This is a genomic window from Synechococcus sp. GEYO, from assembly GCF_900473955.1.
Classification (GTDB): Bacteria; Cyanobacteriota; Cyanobacteriia; order PCC-6307; family Cyanobiaceae; genus Synechococcus_C.
In genome coordinates this window covers 136,207-152,006 of the sequence record NZ_UCNL01000004.1, presented here as the reverse complement: position 1 = coordinate 152,006, position 15,800 = coordinate 136,207, and the positions used below count along the sequence as shown (strand labels likewise).

Annotated in this window: 17 protein-coding genes; 8 read left to right on the top strand and 9 right to left on the bottom strand. The window is 53.2% G+C overall.

Annotation, left to right across the window (positions count from 1 at the left end; genetic code table 11):
• Nucleotides 1–33: 33 nt before the first annotated feature.
• Entirely contained in the window at nucleotides 34–393 is a 360-nt protein-coding gene (locus DXY37_RS03120) for a DUF1622 domain-containing protein (RefSeq protein WP_115125304.1), read from the bottom strand.
• A 163-nt stretch (nucleotides 394–556) separates the two neighbouring features.
• Here DXY37_RS03120 and DXY37_RS03115 point away from each other — a divergent pair, with 163 nt between their 5' ends.
• From DXY37_RS03115 to DXY37_RS03105, 3 genes are read left to right on the top strand one after another with little or no spacing between them, the layout of a single operon-like run.
• Entirely contained in the window at nucleotides 557–937 is a 381-nt protein-coding gene (locus DXY37_RS03115) for a YidH family protein (protein WP_115125303.1), read from the top strand.
• A gap of 45 nt (nucleotides 938–982) precedes the next feature.
• On the top strand, nucleotides 983–1,855 hold the full coding sequence (locus DXY37_RS03110) for a bile acid:sodium symporter family protein (RefSeq protein ID WP_115125302.1): 873 nt from the start codon (nucleotides 983–985) through the stop codon (nucleotides 1,853–1,855).
• 10 nt (nucleotides 1,856–1,865) lie between these two features.
• Nucleotides 1,866–2,474 (top strand): hypothetical protein, encoded by a 609-nt coding sequence (locus tag DXY37_RS03105; protein ID WP_115125301.1) that lies wholly within the window; start codon nucleotides 1,866–1,868, stop codon nucleotides 2,472–2,474.
• Between the two features lie 76 nt (nucleotides 2,475–2,550).
• Here the strand turns inward: DXY37_RS03105 and DXY37_RS03100 are convergent, their stop codons facing one another.
• Entirely contained in the window at nucleotides 2,551–2,961 is a 411-nt protein-coding gene (locus DXY37_RS03100; protein WP_244276806.1) for a hypothetical protein, read from the bottom strand.
• Nucleotides 2,962–2,999: 38 nt separating this feature from the next.
• On the opposite strand from DXY37_RS03100, the gene DXY37_RS13180 reads away from it, so the two are divergent.
• Nucleotides 3,000–3,197: a hypothetical protein gene (locus DXY37_RS13180; RefSeq protein WP_115125300.1), complete on the top strand. Its 198-nt coding sequence runs from the start codon at nucleotides 3,000–3,002 to the stop codon at nucleotides 3,195–3,197.
• Here DXY37_RS13180 and DXY37_RS03090 read toward each other — a convergent pair.
• On the bottom strand, nucleotides 3,189–4,037 hold the full coding sequence (locus tag DXY37_RS03090; protein ID WP_115125299.1) for a formylglycine-generating enzyme family protein: 849 nt from the start codon (nucleotides 4,035–4,037) through the stop codon (nucleotides 3,189–3,191). The two genes, DXY37_RS13180 and DXY37_RS03090, sit on opposite strands and share 9 nt — an antisense overlap.
• 180 nt (nucleotides 4,038–4,217) lie before the next feature.
• Nucleotides 4,218–5,225, bottom strand: coding sequence for a neuromedin U (locus DXY37_RS03085; RefSeq protein WP_115125298.1), 1,008 nt, complete (start codon nucleotides 5,223–5,225; stop codon nucleotides 4,218–4,220).
• Between the two features lie 144 nt (nucleotides 5,226–5,369).
• Between DXY37_RS03085 and DXY37_RS03080 the strand changes: the two genes are divergently transcribed.
• The gene (locus tag DXY37_RS03080; protein WP_244276804.1) at nucleotides 5,370–6,521 is read left to right on the top strand and encodes a hypothetical protein; all 1,152 of its coding nucleotides are present in this window, start codon (nucleotides 5,370–5,372) and stop codon (nucleotides 6,519–6,521) included.
• 27 nt (nucleotides 6,522–6,548) lie between these two features.
• Here DXY37_RS03080 and DXY37_RS03075 read toward each other — a convergent pair whose 3' ends face one another.
• The 5 genes from DXY37_RS03075 to DXY37_RS03055 all read right to left on the bottom strand — a co-directional run bounded on the left by DXY37_RS03075 (nucleotide 6,549) and on the right by DXY37_RS03055 (nucleotide 12,849).
• Nucleotides 6,549–7,847 (bottom strand): NAD(P)/FAD-dependent oxidoreductase, encoded by a 1,299-nt coding sequence (locus DXY37_RS03075; protein WP_115125387.1) that lies wholly within the window; start codon nucleotides 7,845–7,847, stop codon nucleotides 6,549–6,551.
• A gap of 101 nt (nucleotides 7,848–7,948) precedes the next feature.
• Nucleotides 7,949–9,502, bottom strand: a complete 1,554-nt coding sequence (locus DXY37_RS03070) for a DUF1254 domain-containing protein (protein WP_115125297.1) — start codon at nucleotides 9,500–9,502, stop codon at nucleotides 7,949–7,951.
• Between the two features lie 37 nt (nucleotides 9,503–9,539).
• Nucleotides 9,540–11,117, bottom strand: a complete 1,578-nt coding sequence (locus DXY37_RS03065; RefSeq protein WP_115125296.1) for a DUF1254 domain-containing protein — start codon at nucleotides 11,115–11,117, stop codon at nucleotides 9,540–9,542.
• Between the two features lie 262 nt (nucleotides 11,118–11,379).
• Nucleotides 11,380–12,444: a DUF1254 domain-containing protein gene (locus tag DXY37_RS03060; RefSeq protein ID WP_115125386.1), complete on the bottom strand. Its 1,065-nt coding sequence runs from the start codon at nucleotides 12,442–12,444 to the stop codon at nucleotides 11,380–11,382.
• Nucleotides 12,445–12,627: 183 nt separating this feature from the next.
• Entirely contained in the window at nucleotides 12,628–12,849 is a 222-nt protein-coding gene (locus DXY37_RS03055; RefSeq protein WP_067094369.1) for a hypothetical protein, read from the bottom strand.
• Between the two features lie 663 nt (nucleotides 12,850–13,512).
• Here DXY37_RS03055 and cbiE point away from each other — a divergent pair.
• From cbiE to DXY37_RS03045, 3 genes are all read left to right on the top strand, one after another.
• The gene (cbiE, locus tag DXY37_RS03050; protein WP_115125295.1) at nucleotides 13,513–14,763 is read left to right on the top strand and encodes a precorrin-6y C5,15-methyltransferase (decarboxylating) subunit CbiE; all 1,251 of its coding nucleotides are present in this window, start codon (nucleotides 13,513–13,515) and stop codon (nucleotides 14,761–14,763) included.
• A 33-nt stretch (nucleotides 14,764–14,796) separates the two neighbouring features.
• Nucleotides 14,797–14,919, top strand: coding sequence for a hypothetical protein (locus DXY37_RS13660; RefSeq protein WP_255355636.1), 123 nt, complete (start codon nucleotides 14,797–14,799; stop codon nucleotides 14,917–14,919).
• 100 nt (nucleotides 14,920–15,019) lie between these two features.
• Nucleotides 15,020–15,487 (top strand): hypothetical protein, encoded by a 468-nt coding sequence (locus DXY37_RS03045; protein WP_115125294.1) that lies wholly within the window; start codon nucleotides 15,020–15,022, stop codon nucleotides 15,485–15,487.
• Nucleotides 15,488–15,800: the final 313 nt, after the last annotated feature.

The window sequence follows — 15,800 nt, the reverse complement described above, 5'->3', positions numbered from 1 at the left end:
TTGGTGCGAACGATTATTTCTGGAGCAGACCTCTTAGGGAGTCTGCTCTTTTTCTTTGAGCTCCAGGCTCAAAAAGTAATTCAAAAATGTACGCACCAGTGCCACAGCACCAAGCTGAATCAACGCCGATGCTTCGCGGCTGATGGTGGTTTGGACCACATCAGCACCAAGCTGAAACTCCAGAGCCAGAGCTACCCATCCACCGAAGGTCAGGCGTGCAGCGGTCAGCGGTCCCCGCTGCAAGAGATGCGGTGGAATCGCCCGCAGACGCAGCGGCCCGCCGCGACTGAACACCGCGATCAAACCAACCGCAACAGAAAGCACCGACAGGTACTCAAGAATCAGGCGCAATGCTTCGGCTGAATGCGTCAGCAGGTGTTCAGCCCATTCCATCAAGGATTGCTCGCAGTTTGGGGTGATTGTGAATGGCAAAGACAACGATCACCAGTTGCTCAACAGCAAAACGCTGCAATCCAGCACGATCGGGAGCAGTTCAGGGTGACGTGATCTACGGCGATTTCTACCCTGACGACAGCGGTCAGCCCTTCCCACACGGATGAGCAATACCAATACGGAGCTGGCCAAAACCCGAAATCGAGCGGCGGCGGAGCGCACAACCCTGGCCTGGATCCGAACAGCCCTGGCTCTGATCAGTTTTGGATTCGGACTCGACAAAATCATCAGTGCCATTCGCGATGCTGGCGGCGAAGCCAACAGCGGCAACGACATTGGCGTGCAGCTGATGTCGATGGGATTCATCGGAGTTGGCATTTTCACGTTGCTGATTGCCATGAGGCAGCACAAACGTGAACTGGTGCGCTTGCGCAATGACCCGTACCTCTACCGCGATGAGCCATCGCTCTCGATTGCTACCGCAACAGCTGTGCTGGTGATTGGTGTAATTGCCTTTCTGCTGCTGCTGTCTGGCTTTATCTGAGCTCCAAGCCCTTTCCAGTCCACTTCCGAATCTTCCTCTGTTCTGATGTCAATCCTGATTTCTCTGGCCCTGTTTTTCATCATGGTGTCTCTGGGCCTGAATCTGCCCAGCCTGCAGTTCGACTTGCTGAAACACAGACCAGCACTGATCGTGCGCGTGTTGTTAGCAACCTGCGTGGTCTTGCCACTGGCGGCTTTGCTGCTGCTGCGGACCCCACTCGGACAAGGGCTGTCTCCTGCAATCACAACAGCGGTGATGCTGATGGCGATCTGTCCTAGTGCGCCGATGATCGCGCTGAAGAGCAAGAAGCTGGCGGAAAACCCTGAACTGGCAACAAGGTTGCAGTTCTGGTCTGCCTGTGCCGCCATTATCAGTGTGCCGCTATGGGTCACTCAGCTGCCATTGGAAGCGGGGGAGACCATCTGGAGCGTCTCCGCCAGGGACGTCGCCTTCCAGGTCTTCACCGTGCAACTGATTCCGCTGCTTGTGGGCGTGTCATTGCGGCGCTGGTGTGCGGAATGGTCTGAGCGCTGGAATCCGGTGATTCAGAAAGGCGCGAGCATCCTCCTGCTGGTGCTGCTGGCCCTGATCCTGATCGTGGCGTTGCCGAAGGTGACGCCGATGTTAATCAGCAACCTCAGGGGTGCCTTGCTGATGTTCGTCCTCTCCTGGATCGGCATTTCTCTCGGGTATGTCGTCGCAGGTGACGACCACGACGAACGCAGCACACTTCCTTTAGTGCTCTCCATGCGTAATCCAGGCCTTGCCCTGCTCATCATTCAAGGCATGGCTCCGAACGCCATTGACCTCAAAGCCGCAGTGGTGGGGTACGTCGTCATGACAGCAGTGGGTACAGCACCATTCATGAAATGGCGCCAGGCCAATGCATCCCAGGAACAGATCACAGGAGACGCTTAGACCGAAATCTATGAAAACCTCATCTGATCAGGAGCAGTTGCTGAAGCAGAATCCTCGCAAGGGAGCCGACGTGGCTTCCTTGCTGCTGGGAGCTGTAGTCGGCTACGCCATCAATCTGAACATACCGCTGCTCGCAGACGTCACGGTCAGCTGCATCGTTTTGATTTTGCTGAGCCGACTACGCAATCGCTTGAAAACAGCAGCGCAATGGTGGGGAAGTATCGGGCTCTGCTCAGGAAGTTTTCTTGGAACAGCAGCCTCGATGGTGAACGAGATGCAGCAAGGAAGTACTGCAGCAGCTGCACACTCACCTTGGGAACGACTATTCCTTGTCGTCTTACTGGGAATCACGGGCGTGTTTGCTGGTCGTCGTGTGGGCATCACCCCCAACGCTGTGGAAGGCCGATCAATCGGAGACCTGCTCAGGTCGCTCAGCGGAACATTCACCGGAGTCTTTGGAGTTCTAGTAGCGATTGCTTTTGTATTCAATGGCCTTGAAGAAGCACGAACACTCTCCAGCAGGCTCACCACATCACTAACCATCATCATTCTCGGCCTGGTAGGCCCTGGCTGGATCAGCCACCGTCTCAAAATCTATCAACGCAATCATCCGCATTAAGCCAATCATCGGCCATAAAAAAGTGATGCTGCTCAGGAGAGCAACATCACCATCCAACAGCTGATAATCGATTCAATCAGCTTTTCTTGGCATCAGTCTCCTTGGGATAAATCTCAAGAGTCACCTTGTCAATCTGTGCGCCATAGGCGCTGTAACGACGGGGCCCAATGGTCTTGACCGTGACCGCCGAGCCACGGTCAAGACCAACATCAGCGCCTTCATCAATCGAGAATCGAGACGCGATGGTCTGATCAATGCGACCAAGTGCAACCACTTGATCGTTGATCTTCATCCGCACATCGACGCCTTTACCAACACCACCACCGTCGTAGTCGATCTCAAAACGAAGCTGAGATTGACCGACTGGCAAAGGCTGATTGCTGGTGAAGGTGTAAAGCTTACCCATGTAGTTGTAGGTGTAAGCAGGCACATTGTTCTCCACATACAGAGACCAGCCACCAAAGCGACCGCCCTGGGAGAAGATCACTCCATTCTCTTTCTGGCCTGGCGCTGCTCGGACTAGGCATGGCCTGCTGGGAATCCCCCTGTCCATTACCAGCAAAACGAGGACTGCTGGTTTACAACTGCAGCGCCGCAGTGCTTCTCATCACACTGGGATCGAAGGACCTCTCAGGCGGGGCGGCGGTCTGGGCCGGTGCCCTCATTCACGTGATTCTTGGCGGATTGATGATTCGAGATCAGTTCGCCCATGTCTCAAGCTGAATCGGCTGCACAGCGGAAGCCCATATGGCAAGTTGCCGTGTCGGTGGTCTGTCCCATCAAGGCTGCCGGCCTGAAGCGGTGGCAATAGTTCTCGGCACAGAGAAATGATCCGCCCTTGATGATCCTGCGCTCCTGTTCACCCTTGGCAACGGGGAACAATGTGGAGGTCCACTCCCACACATTGCCGCACATGTCGACCAGTCCGTAGCCGTTGGGAGGGAATGACCCCACGGGAGACGTCCAGAACCATCCATCCGTTTGTTCGTTCGCCCAGGGGAAAGGCCCCTGCCAGACATTGGCCAGCCACTGACCATCGGGCGTCATCTCTTCACCCCAGGAGTAGTTCTGCTTCACTAGACCACCTCTGGCAGCCACCTCCCACTCTTCAGCGGTTGGCAGACGTTTGCCCACCCACTGGGCATAGGCCAGCACATCGTCGTAGGCGAGATGCACTACAGGGTGATCCATCAAGTCGTCGATTCCTGAATCAGGCCCTTGGGGATGCCTCCAATCGGCTCCCTCAATCAAGGCCCACCACGACATCGGTTGATTGCGATCGACCGAAGACGGAGGCGGAATGAACACCGCCGACTCTGGATTCTGCTGATCCGGTGGAAGATTCGGATACAGCACAGGATCTGGTGGCTTTTCCGAAACGGTGACGTAGCCGGTCTCCGAGACGAAACGCGCAAACTCGGCATTGGTCACCGGAGCGGCATCGATCAAGAATGAGCGGATCTCAATTGAACGAACTGGGGCCTCCTCCGGATAAAAAGAATCAGATCCAATTGCATAGTTACCTGCGGGGATCGTGATCATCTGATCGCGTCGCTCAGCCATGTCAATGAATCAATCAATTAATCAATTAATTCAGGGTATTGAGGCGAAGAAGAGAGAGAGCTGCAAACATCACAATTTGTGAGCAGACGTGAAACCCCTTTAAAAGAAAAAGCACCTCGTTCAGTCAAATCGACTCAAGCAAGATGCTTCGGTCTAGTCCGATCAAATCCTCAGACTAATTCAGCCCCCTGTTGGGAACAGGAATTGAGCCTGAAGCCGGAATGTCCAGTCACCGGCCAGCGTTTCACCACCAATCTCAGGCTTGACAAGATTGTAATAAGCACTGAGTGACGTATTGACGGGCTGGGTGCCAAGCTTAAAAACACGTCCAACACCTGCACCGACAGGAACCATCCAGCCTTTATTGTCTTCATTCATCCAGTTGGCGGTAATAATTGGCGAACTTGTGAGATACCAACCTTTAGGAAGGTTGTAATTCAGAAATGGCTGGATCAACATCTTGTTGACATCTTTTTTGCCACCACCGGCGAACGACCAAACATTATTAATTAAACCACCTGCAACAACTTTTCCTTTGCTATAAACCAGGACCCCTGTAGGACCACCACTCCAGCGCCCCGAGGAAAGCCTGGAATCAGTTGCGGAGGGAATAATCAAGGTTGGACCCACCCCGACGGTGAAATTCCCCTTCAGAGTCGGCACAAAAAAGACCGAAGGATTGATATCACCCAAGCCTTGGATACTTGTACTACTGGCAAAAGGCTGGGAAATAAACGGCACAATCGTTCGAGTCACCAGCGTCAACCCTTCGCTCACCTTGAAGGGAACAACGGGTTGCACGTTGACAACGTTCTGAGTCTGGTCGTGCTTGGCATCCGGATCAAGCACATTCGGAGCCCATTGGGAACCGGGGGTGCTGTTCCACTGAATGGGGAGGCTGATCAAGCTGGCAATCGGGTTCTGCGCCGCTTTGGCTAACGAAGCATCCTCTGCAGAGGCTGATTCGCCAGGAGTCACTGTGACCGGCTGATTGTCAGTACCAGGCTCTTGCGAGTCAGCTGGTGCCTGTGCAAAGTCACCTAAGACGAGCGGCGTGAAATCAAATTCAACGATCTCATCAACCAAAAACTCCGACGGCTCTCGCGCTTCAACAGCCGAGGGGACCAGAAGGGCCGCAAAACTCAACAAGCCTATGAAGCGAAGACTTTTACGAAAAAGCGGGCCCATCAACTCTAACTAAAAACACGCGATTTTTAATACCTTTCCGCAATAAGGCAAGGCCTTCTCTCAAAAAATGTGCACGATTGGGATCAAATCAAGCTGCAAGACGTCAACCTGGCTCCTACGGTTCGACCAATCTCCATTGTCCTTGTGGTTCGCTACCTGCCCCTCGCACTCCTCACACTGCTGAGCGCTCTTTGCGTCGAGTCCAGAGCACAGCCCAAGCATGAGCCCACTGAGACTCAAGTCGACAAATCAGACGTTGCTGCGCTTAATGAATTTATTAACCAAGGCCATTTGGGTGTAGGCGATTCAGCCAATCAACCCAAGCCAAAAACTCTGAATTCTGAGATCAGCAAAGGGAACGACTCCGACTCAAAGGATGTGATGGAACCCTTGGTCTTGAGCCAATCCAACGACAGTGATTCTGAAAGCGAGGACGACCAAGAGAAGGAAGATTCCTGGCGCATTTATCTCGACCTTTACGCATTCCTGCCGCCCATAACCAACAGCACATCAACAATTGAAGGCAATACAACAAAGGTAGATCTTCCTTTGTCAGACGTGATCAAGTCACTCGATGAGGCATTGACTTTAAAAGCTCAATTTGAATACGGCAGACTGGGTATTTTAGCTGCAATGAATTACGCAACCCTATCAGCGTCAACCACGCAATCATCCTTTTTAGAAACGCAAAACCCACTAAAAAACAGGCTAGGCATTGCTCCATCCCTACGAACACGCACGATTCGCATTCAAGGCGATTTAGATGTTGACGTTGATGCCAACCAAACAATTTTTGATCTTGCGATGCGTTACCGGGCTGGCGCCATTCAAAAACCACGCATGGAAAAAGGCAGTACAAGTTTCCTTGGTCTGGTGGGTGCAAGATTTATTGATGCGAATTTATCGACAGACTTCAACATCAAAGGCAAAACAGATGTCACTGTAGAAGGAGTCAAAGTCAGTCGATCAAACTCCAGAGAGCTTGAAAGATCCTCTAACGCAAGCTGGGGAAATACTTGGGTTCAGCCAATGGTGGGAATGTTTGGCACTTACGCAATCAGTGAAGATTGGCAGGCTTTTGCTTATCTCGACGCAGGCGGTTTTGGCCTGAGTGGTAGTCAGGATCTAAGCGGAACAGCCCAGGCTGGCATCGCTTATGCACTTGGAAATTCTGCTCAGATTTCGCTCTCCTACAAATACTTTGGAATTGCTTATTTTGAAGGAGGTAGTGAGAACAATGGTTACAGCTCCTATCAGAGCGGAGTCAACCTTGGCCTGCGCTGGCTGTTTGATTGAACTCCGCTACGAGAGGAAACGCATTGTTCAGTGGTTGAGGCTTGCGGCCACAGCCACTGCTGTCTTGGATCCACTGGAAATGGCGCCTTCAATAAAGCCGCGCCAACCCTCGCCATGGTCACCCGAGGCAAAGAACAGATTGTTGTCTGGCTTCGGCAGTTCATCAGCGAAGCGCACAAAGGTGCCGGGCCGATACGTGCACCAACTCCCCTGGGAGAGAGCATCACTTCCCCAGTCATGCCCGAAGGTCGACAGCAGCCGAGTACCCGGCACAAACTCCTCAAGAACAGGTTGCCAATCGGCAACTGATCGTTCCAGTGCATCCGGCTCCAAACTGAAACCGGCCAACACAGAGCGCTGATCACCGCGCTGATAGGTGAAGCTGCCAACGAGTGCAGACTCGTTTGATCTGGCCAGAGTCATCACCGCGCCTGGATCGCCCTCGACTTCAAAAAACACCTTGGCTCCACCGCCCACATGCTTGAGCTTTGAAGCCTCTACTTTCACTGGCTTCAGTGGGGGATCAAACGCCACGTTGTGAAGCACATTCAGCGGCACGGTGACCACAGTGCGCTTGGCATTCACCTGCTCACCAGCTGCTGTCGTCACCATCACCCCGTTGGCCGTTTGCTGCACGGATGTCACGCTGGTGTCGAGCATCACGTCGAAGCCACCATCACTGGCCATCGCTTGCACCAGAGCGCCAGTGCCACGCTTGAGTTTGTAGCGGGCTGCTGAGTCGTTGAACAGGGAATAGTTCCACCCCGTGAGCGACCAACAACGCATCATCTCCAAATAGGAGGCATTCTGGGGCTGATTCATCGACAGAATCTCGAGGAAGCCACCGATACTGGTTCGCTGTAATGGCGTCAGATCCAGAGCAGCTAGACGATCGGCCACACTCAAAGAATCGCGTTGCTCGATCGCAGGCCAGTTGTAATGGGAGTCGTAGGGTCGTTCCCACACTTGTTGGGCTTCAGCGAAGAACTGCTCAAACCCTGAGACAAACTCAACGAGTTGATCCTCGCGCAACTCCTGAACCTGCCCGTCCATCTTGATTGCCACCCGCTCGGCGACACAGCCAGGCGTTTCCTGAATCTCCAGGCCATAGCGTTCCTTTTCGGCCCACACAAAGGGTTGGGTCCAGTGAATCCAGGTGCCACCCAGCTCCACGTGAAATCCATTGCGATCGGTGCTCCAGGTGCGACCACCCAAACGATCGCGCGCCTCGAGCACTAGCACGTTCAATCCACGCTTCCGCAGATCACGGGCAGCGGTGACGCCGGCAAAGCCACCACCGATCACCACCACATCAATGGTTTTCATCGTTTTCATACCAAAATCAGAGCAGTGGTCTGACTAAATCCCATCGGGCGAGATGAATTCACCCGAAAGCAATCAGTGCAGAGTGTGGCGAAGAAAGCAGATCAGACCTTTTCGATATCGCCAAGTTTCCAGGTGCGGTCAAACCACTCCTGCCCCGGGCCATAGAGACGGAAAATGCCGAACCATCCCTTGCCTGGCACGGTCTTCACCCAGTTGGCCTCCATCCCAGCTGGTGCTTGCGGGCCGAAATAGAGATCAATGCTGCCATCAGCATTTTTCACCATATCGGCGTTGCGCTTGTTGTTCTTGCTGGGGTAAGGCATTTCGCCGGTCTGCAGCATTGAACGCGTCTGAGGGTCATAGACCACAAACGACCAGAACTTCTGAGCCGGAGGATTCGCTGGAATATTCAGTTTGTAGGTGTTGGAGCCATTGAGATAAGCACCACTGCCATCTCTCGAGCTGAAGGCGTACTGAGACCCCACCCCAGGAATCTCGAGAGCCATGGCTGGTGTGTTCACCGTTGCCAGATAGAAAAACAACGTGCGGCCATCCATGTCACGACCACCGTTGCCCTTGTTCACCAGATATTCATGACTGCCGCCCGGGAAGCCGGTCTGCCAGTACCCAGCCTTGCCGGGGTAGATGAAGTTCTTGTGATCTTTAGGGCCGAACAGAATCGAACGCGCCGTGACGTTGCCGATGGCGACGGCCTCGGTGAGCAGCGCTTTCTGCTCCGGTGAAGGGTTGAACGGCTTGCCTTTCTCAATCCCGATCGACGATGCCATACCCAGCAGTTCAGGAGAGAACAGCTCGGAAGGCTCCCGTTGAATTACCTCATCAAGCTCCTCATAGAACTTGAAGTTGTTGGCATGGATCGTGTTGGTCTCCCAGTCCGTGAGGTTCTTGAAGTTGTTGGCTGGAGGATTGGCTCGTAGTGCGTAGGGGTAGACCTTCAACCCACCCTTGAAGGCTTTTCTGGCGGTATCTGTTTTGCCCTCATCATCGAGAAAACCGCGCAGGATCAACCAGTTGATCTTGCTGGGAGTGTTGGCCACGAAATAGCCATCGGTGTTGGCCGGAGTGGTCTGCCCTGGACCAACAATCAGATATTTTCCGCCCTGACCCCGGTCTGGTCCCGGGCCACCCATGTCCACCACAAAGCGGAAGAAGGCATCGTTCACCGTGCCGGGGCCTGTGCCAGCTGGCACCTCAACCACAATTGGACCGTTGGAGAGATCCAGGAATGCCGTGGCGTAGACAGTGTCGGTATTGCCGGTCAACCAGAGCGAACGGGAACTCATCAGCTCTTCAAACAAGCCGATATCGCGGTTCACCTGCATGCCGTAGCCATCACGGTGCCCCACGTAGAGCATCTCGAGCGATGCCGCCGGCATGAAGTTCAGGAAGGTCTGCACACCACGGCCAAGATCCACCTGACGGCGGGCTTTAGCCATCGTGTCGTCATCAGGGAATCCATCGAAATAGTTGAACTTACCGATCCGGGTCTGCACCCTGTCGGGTGTCAGCACATCCTTAGGAATGGTGGTGTTGTAGCCCTTGGGGACGACATCAGCGGCCTGCAAGGCTGAACCGCTGCAGGCAAGCAACAACGCGGAAAGGAGAGCGGAAGGAAAACGAGTGAAAGGAGTCATGGTTGAGAATGAATCGAGGTGTTGATGGGTTCGGGTCTCAACCGAGAGGCTGAATGTCGTTGAGCTGCCAGGTCTTATCGAACCAAGGCTCCAGCGGTCCGTAAAAACGGAAAAGTCCAAACCATCCCTTACCGGGAATGGTCTGAATCCAGTTGGCTTCCTTACCCTGCGGCGCAGTAGGGCCGAAGTAGAGATCAATGCTGCCATTGGCGTTCACCACCATGTCTTTATTGCGCTTGCTGTTTTTGCTAGGCAGCATCTGGGGCGTTTGCAATTCGGAGCGCGTCTGGGGGTCGTAGACCACCATCGACCAGAAATCCTTGGCGGGCACGTTGGCATCCACCGTGAACTTGTAGTTCTTGCTGCCATCGAGATAGACGCCATCGGCATCAGTCGCCACCACCCCGTACTGGGATCCGGCAGCGACCATCTTCAGCACCATGGCCGGCGTATTAACGGTGTAACCCCAGAAAAAGTTGCTTCTGGCATCAAGATTGCGGCCACCCCTACCGCCATCGATCAGCCATTCATGGCTTCCGCCAGCAAAAGGACTGAACCACTGCTTACCTTCATAGAAATAGACGTCGCGATTCCGAGGCTTACCCATGTCGGAGCGCACATAGGCAACTCCCACCTGCACGGCTTCCTCGAGAATCCTGCGATCCTCAGCACTGGGGTTGAAGGGTTTGCCTTTTTCAAGTCCGATCGCCGAAGCCAGCCCGAGCAGTTCAGGGTCAAACAAATCGACCGGTTCACGCTGAATCACCGTGTTCAGCTCTTCAAAGAAGTGGAAATTGTTGGCGTGGACCGTGTTGAAGACGAGATCGCCTCCCTGCACAAAGGTCATCGCCGGAGGATTGTCTTTCCGCGAGAGGGGATAAAGACGCACGCCATTTTCATAGTTGGCAACCGCCTGATCAGGCTTGCCTTGATCATCGAGAAAAGCACGCATGATCAACCAGTTGGAGTAACTGGGTGAACGAAACACGAAATATCCATCAGTGTTCGCGGGCTCTGGGTCGTCAGGACCCAGGATCAGATACTTGCCGCCTTTGCCCCGATCAGGACCGGGAGCACCTGTATCGGCCACAAATCGGAAATAGGCATCATTGATCGTGCCAGGGCCGAGGCCAGCAGGGATTTCAATCACCATCGGCCCGGTGTTCTTGAGATTGAAGAAGGCGGAGCCGTACACCGTTTCGGTGTTGCCGGTCAGGAATAGCGGGTTGGAATTCAGCGGGGCCATCAACATGACCTTCGTGTAGTCGTCGACCCCCTGCTGCGCATGACCGACGCGCATCATCTCGATGCTGGCAGCCGGCATCAGCGTGAGAAACGTCTCATAAGCACGGATGAATTTGAGGTAGTCAAAACTGGCATCAACCGTTGCGGCATCAGGCATGCCGTCGAAAAAGCGAAACGTGCCTGCACTGGTGTCCACCTGATCAGGCGTAAACAGCTCAGCAGGAATTGGCGTGGTGTACCTCTTGGGGACAGGGCCTGAGGTGTAGGCCGCGCTCTGGGCCAGAACTGGTGCACACAAACTGGCGGCAAAAGCTGAGGCAAGAAAAAAAGCGGAAGACCTTTTGCGCAGACTGCTCGCAAATCCTTTCATTGACTGCCGTATGGAGCGATCTTTTTTTGTTTAAAGAAAAATTAGGCAATGCGACTGCGCAGCCAAATGAAATTCGCCCAAATGGGATCAGGCAGATCTCCGCCGCTTTTCAACCGCTTGCAAACAGCCACAAAAAACGCGTGCGGACATCACCCACACGCGTTCAACCCACTGATTTCCACCGAGAACAATCCGGAGCCAACTCAGACGAAACAGCGTGGAGCTTAAGAAAGAGACCTAACCCAAACTCCTGCGATGCCAATCACTTTGCCGGTTGAAACTGAGGAGAAGTCCACGAGCCATCAAAGTAAGCCTTGGTGGGCGAATAGATGCGAATTGCAGCATTCCAGCCGGGATAAATATCGAGATAATTATCCTGATTTTTATCGCCACCGAGATGGATTACATAGTCGCCTTGCTCATTTTTCTTGGCAAATGCACTATTAATATTGTAACTTTCACCGATTGCAAAACCATCCTTATCGTAAACAGTAACTGACCAGAAAGCTTTCGGATCAATCGGAACATCTGTCAGGGTCAATGTCTGTGGATCGGTTGAGTCAACAACTTTGGGGAATGGATAAACAGCGCCTTCCTTGGGGAGGCCGCCCCAGCCAATGGCAACTCCGAAGTTGCGCATCTCAGAGCTGATTTGGCCTTTCTTGCCAAAAGCCATTTCCGAGGTGATCCCCTCCGGCTGCCGTCGCGCGTTGTAGTCAGCACGCAACGCCAAAATTTGTTTCATGTCGTACTTGTGCCCCACAACAAAAGAGCCCTTCTCGCTCTGCTCAAGCTTGATCTGATCCTGAACAGCAGCTGCTTGCTTGAGATCCTCAGGATCCTGCATGTTCACCTGAGTCCTCACGAAAGCAAACAAATAACGACTGCCCATGGAGTCTTTGGTGAGGGTATAGCTCCCAGGCTTGTCACTCACGAGCGGGATCCAGTGCTCATCGTCAACGACCTCGAGAATCTGATAGCGATCGGTGTCGGGCAACACCACAGTGGCCGGACTGTTGAGATCCAGCACCGCAAAGGAATACAGCGTGTCGAAATTGGGGCGCAGTATGGAACGCTCTTTGGGATCCTGGGCCGTCTTCTGATGGAAGAACACACCCACGCCATCACTACAGGTGCCTTTGGCAATCTTGCGCACGTAGTCAGCAAGGATCACTTCAGTTTCCGCAAAGGCATAGTTGGCCTTGGTAACTGGTGTCACAGCCGTGGCGGTCTGCTCAATCGCCGCTTGCGGGCAGCTCTGGCTACTCGATGCCAGCCTTAAAGTGTCGGCTCTGCCGTTGAGACCCGTCAAGGCAGCGCATCCCATCGCTGAAGCGAAAAGAAGAGAGGCACCCTGGCTCAATGACTTACTCACAGGCCGTTGTTGTATGAACTAAGGACTGACTAGCAATGCCTTGCAGACCCGGCCATACAAGGCCTCACTTGAAGAGTCATCAAACGTTTTGCTCCTTCTGATTGAACATCAAACCTGAGTCACAACAAATACTTTTTAATCCAGAGAGAATTCTTTCACCAGGCTGAGAAGATCACGCATATCTCTTTCCGACAATCGGCAGACATTGTCAACCCACTGTTCCATCATATCTTGAATTTCTTCACCCTGAAAATCATCACTAAACGTGGAGTGAGCTTGTCTCAACATCACTCCAATATCCTTGTGAGGCAACCACCAGTGAACGCTGGAAATCCGATCGACCCGACTCGTGGTCATTCGAGGTCCATCGCAAATAATGACCCTAAGAATTCAGGGCATTGCCCTCAAGTTGGATGAATCGATTGCGAGTAGTGATTGATGCAAAGAATAGAGCCACAATTAACCTCCAGAGGCGTGGCTCAGCAAACAACCATTAAGTCATTAACTTTCATTCATCACATGATCAAAGATCAAGCATGACGGGCAGCAGATTCCGTCGTCCCCAGAAACTCCGCCAGCCGTGTCGTACCCCTTGCAACACTGATCACTGCTGCCATTGTCGTTGAGACGGGCTGAAAAGCGTGCGACAACCAACGATCAATCGCTTCGTGCTCTTCATCGCGACATTCAGACAGGAATTGAATTAATCTCAGATCCATTGCGCCACAAAATCTGGGACGATGATGCAGGCAACTTTGTGTCAACCCTGATCAATTGTTGCTGCCTATAAGCCCAAAATGTATCTGGGAGAAGTGATTGAGTATTTGCTCCCCTAAACCATAAAAATCAGCGGCTATACGCTGTTTTGACGATCGGATTCGTGGTTCTGGAGACCACGAGATAACAGAACAACATCTAGAGATCACTCGGACCAGACAGATCTCAGCGAAATGAGATCAAAGACTGGGGCCTGTAACGCTCACATAGGCCAGAGCTTGGTGCTGGAGTGAGAATGACACCATGATTGATGTGATCGGCACCGACGCCGGTGCCCCTGCCTCGCTCCCTGAAGCCCTCCAGGCCTTGGTGCGACAAGCCGATCTAGTCGCTGCACCGCAAAGGATGCAACCAGCACTGCAGCAGTGGCTAGGAGGTCACTGCTCAACAAGGTGCATCAACAGCGACGATCCGCTCAGCCTCTGCAAGAGCCTGACCGTTCTCAACTCCAACCAACGGGGTGTGGTGCTTGCCAGTGGCGATCCGCTCTGGTTCGGCATCGGCCGGATCCTGATCGAACATCTTGGGCGAGAGCGTCTGCGCTTTCACCCAGGCCCCTCATCACTGCAACTGGCTTTTGCACGGCTGGGCAGGCCCTGGCAGAACGCGGAATGGATCAGCCTGCATGGGCGCGATTCAGCTCCACTGACCCAACGACTGCAGCAACGCCCATCAGCTCTGGCAGTCCTTACGGATCCCAGCCGCGGCGGCGTCGACGACGTACGAGGCATCCTCAGAAGCAGCGGGCTGGAGGCCAGTTATGCGCTCTGGCTGTTTGAAGCACTGGGGCATGGTGATGAGCGCGTCCAATGCCTGAGTTCAGCCGAGCCGGTGCCCAGTGATCTCAATCCGTTGCACCTGGTTGTGCTGTTGGCGGAGCCTCCCAGCGATCCGATTCAAGACCTTTTGCCCCTGTTCGGACTGGACGACGGCCTGTTTCTGCAACATGAGGACCGTCCTGGGCTGATGACCAAGCGAGAAGTGAGAATCCAGCTGCTAGCTGATCTCCGGCTGCCGCAACAAGGAGTTCTCTGGGATCTAGGAGCCGGCACAGGCAGCGTGGGCCTGGAAGCCTTGCGACTGAGACCGCAACTGCAATTGTTTGCGGTGGAACAACGCAGCGGCGGCGGCACGCTGATTCAAGCCAATGCCAGGCGCTTGGGTGTGAAGCCCGCAGATGTGATCGAAGCCAAAGCCCTGTCTGTTCTGGATCGGATGCCGACACCTGATCGCGTGCTGCTTGGCGGCGGCGGTCGGCAAAGAGCTGAGCTGCTCCAGGCTGTGATCGATCGCATGAACCCGGGCGGGGTGGTGGTGATTCCCATGGCCAACGTCGAAGCACTTGCGGAGCTAAGACCACTTCTGGACAACGCCAGCTGGTCGATCCAGATCAGTCAGCAACAGACCTATCGAGGCCAACCTCTTGCTGATGGCACCCGGTTGGCACCGATGAACCCAGTCTTCATTCTCAGTGGCACCAAAGCCCAAGGCTGACCTGCAGAATCAAGGCTCTTCCGATCTCGATCAATGCCGGTGCAGAAGGAGAAGCAGGTGTCACCCCTGCGGATGAAAATCACGCTGCTGATCGCTGGATTCGGTCCTCTGCTGGCCGTCGGGCTGTTTTTGCAATCCAAGGGATTCTTTGGATGAAAACAGCGCACCTACAATGGCATTAATCTGCAAAAGAAGGCAGATCCTTACTGGTACGAATTCGAGACATTGCTAGCGTTTAGAGATAAAGTATTAATCCATGAAATCTCACCTAGCTCTTGGCGCCCTACTCCTTTCAGCGTCTCCAGTACTCGCCGAGAAGTTTATTTATTTAAAATGCGATAATGAAATGACTCTTACTTCCACCGAGATCAGCACAGGAAAAACTCTCGATGATGGCGATACAAAATCAGAGACTATTTACTTAAAAATCGATCGAAATGGTAATCGATTTATGTCATACAAAGCTTCTTCAAGCAAACGAGATTACAAGTGGAATAAAGCAACCATCTCTGGCGGCGTCCTAAGCGCGAAGATGCTCGACAAAAACGCGGCTTTGGAAGCCAATGGAGAGATTAATCTTGAGTTTCAACCAGCAGGTCCATTAAAATCTAAGGTCTCAGCCATTGCATTTGGAATGATTTCAACTGAGATTGATATAAAAGGGAATTGCGTGGATGTGGATGGGTCAGTGCTTGAGCAGGCTTTTAATGAGTCTGAGAGCTGATGCATCAAGCCAGGATTTTTGCAGCATGCTCTAGCCGCTCTTCTGTAGATTGAATGTTGACAGCAACTACACCAGACGGCATGACAACTTAATACCCTACATTGTTGGTTCATACAAAATAATTCGGCTTATATTGTCGCCTACTAGACACACGTATGCGAAACCCGAAAGCAAAATATTATAAGCAAAAGCGCTCTCAGAGCCTTGATGCCTTTATCGATCCAATTCTCCTTTCAAGGCAGACCGCCTAGGCTTTAAGTAAAGCTCATTAACACTGAGTGAGACGCATAATGCTGCCAATCCTTCATTATAC

Coding starts and splice junctions, on each gene's coding strand:
- DXY37_RS03120 (WP_115125304.1), bottom strand. CDS start 393: ATGGAATGGGCTGAACACCTGCTGACGCATTCAGCCGAAGCATTGCGC.
- DXY37_RS03115 (WP_115125303.1), top strand. CDS start 557: ATGAGCAATACCAATACGGAGCTGGCCAAAACCCGAAATCGAGCGGCG.
- DXY37_RS03110 (WP_115125302.1), top strand. CDS start 983: ATGTCAATCCTGATTTCTCTGGCCCTGTTTTTCATCATGGTGTCTCTG.
- DXY37_RS03105 (WP_115125301.1), top strand. CDS start 1,866: ATGAAAACCTCATCTGATCAGGAGCAGTTGCTGAAGCAGAATCCTCGC.
- DXY37_RS13180 (WP_115125300.1), top strand. CDS start 3,000: ATGGCCTGCTGGGAATCCCCCTGTCCATTACCAGCAAAACGAGGACTG.
- DXY37_RS03090 (WP_115125299.1), bottom strand. CDS start 4,037: ATGGCTGAGCGACGCGATCAGATGATCACGATCCCCGCAGGTAACTAT.
- DXY37_RS03085 (WP_115125298.1), bottom strand. CDS start 5,225: ATGGGCCCGCTTTTTCGTAAAAGTCTTCGCTTCATAGGCTTGTTGAGT.
- DXY37_RS03075 (WP_115125387.1), bottom strand. CDS start 7,847: ATGAAAACCATTGATGTGGTGGTGATCGGTGGTGGCTTTGCCGGCGTC.
- DXY37_RS03070 (WP_115125297.1), bottom strand. CDS start 9,502: ATGACTCCTTTCACTCGTTTTCCTTCCGCTCTCCTTTCCGCGTTGTTG.
- DXY37_RS03065 (WP_115125296.1), bottom strand. CDS start 11,117: ATGAAAGGATTTGCGAGCAGTCTGCGCAAAAGGTCTTCCGCTTTTTTT.
- DXY37_RS03060 (WP_115125386.1), bottom strand. CDS start 12,444: ATGGGATGCGCTGCCTTGACGGGTCTCAACGGCAGAGCCGACACTTTA.
- DXY37_RS03055 (WP_067094369.1), bottom strand. CDS start 12,849: ATGACCACGAGTCGGGTCGATCGGATTTCCAGCGTTCACTGGTGGTTG.
- cbiE (WP_115125295.1), top strand. CDS start 13,513: ATGATTGATGTGATCGGCACCGACGCCGGTGCCCCTGCCTCGCTCCCT.
- DXY37_RS13660 (WP_255355636.1), top strand. CDS start 14,797: ATGCCGGTGCAGAAGGAGAAGCAGGTGTCACCCCTGCGGATGAAAATC.
- DXY37_RS03045 (WP_115125294.1), top strand. CDS start 15,020: ATGAAATCTCACCTAGCTCTTGGCGCCCTACTCCTTTCAGCGTCTCCA.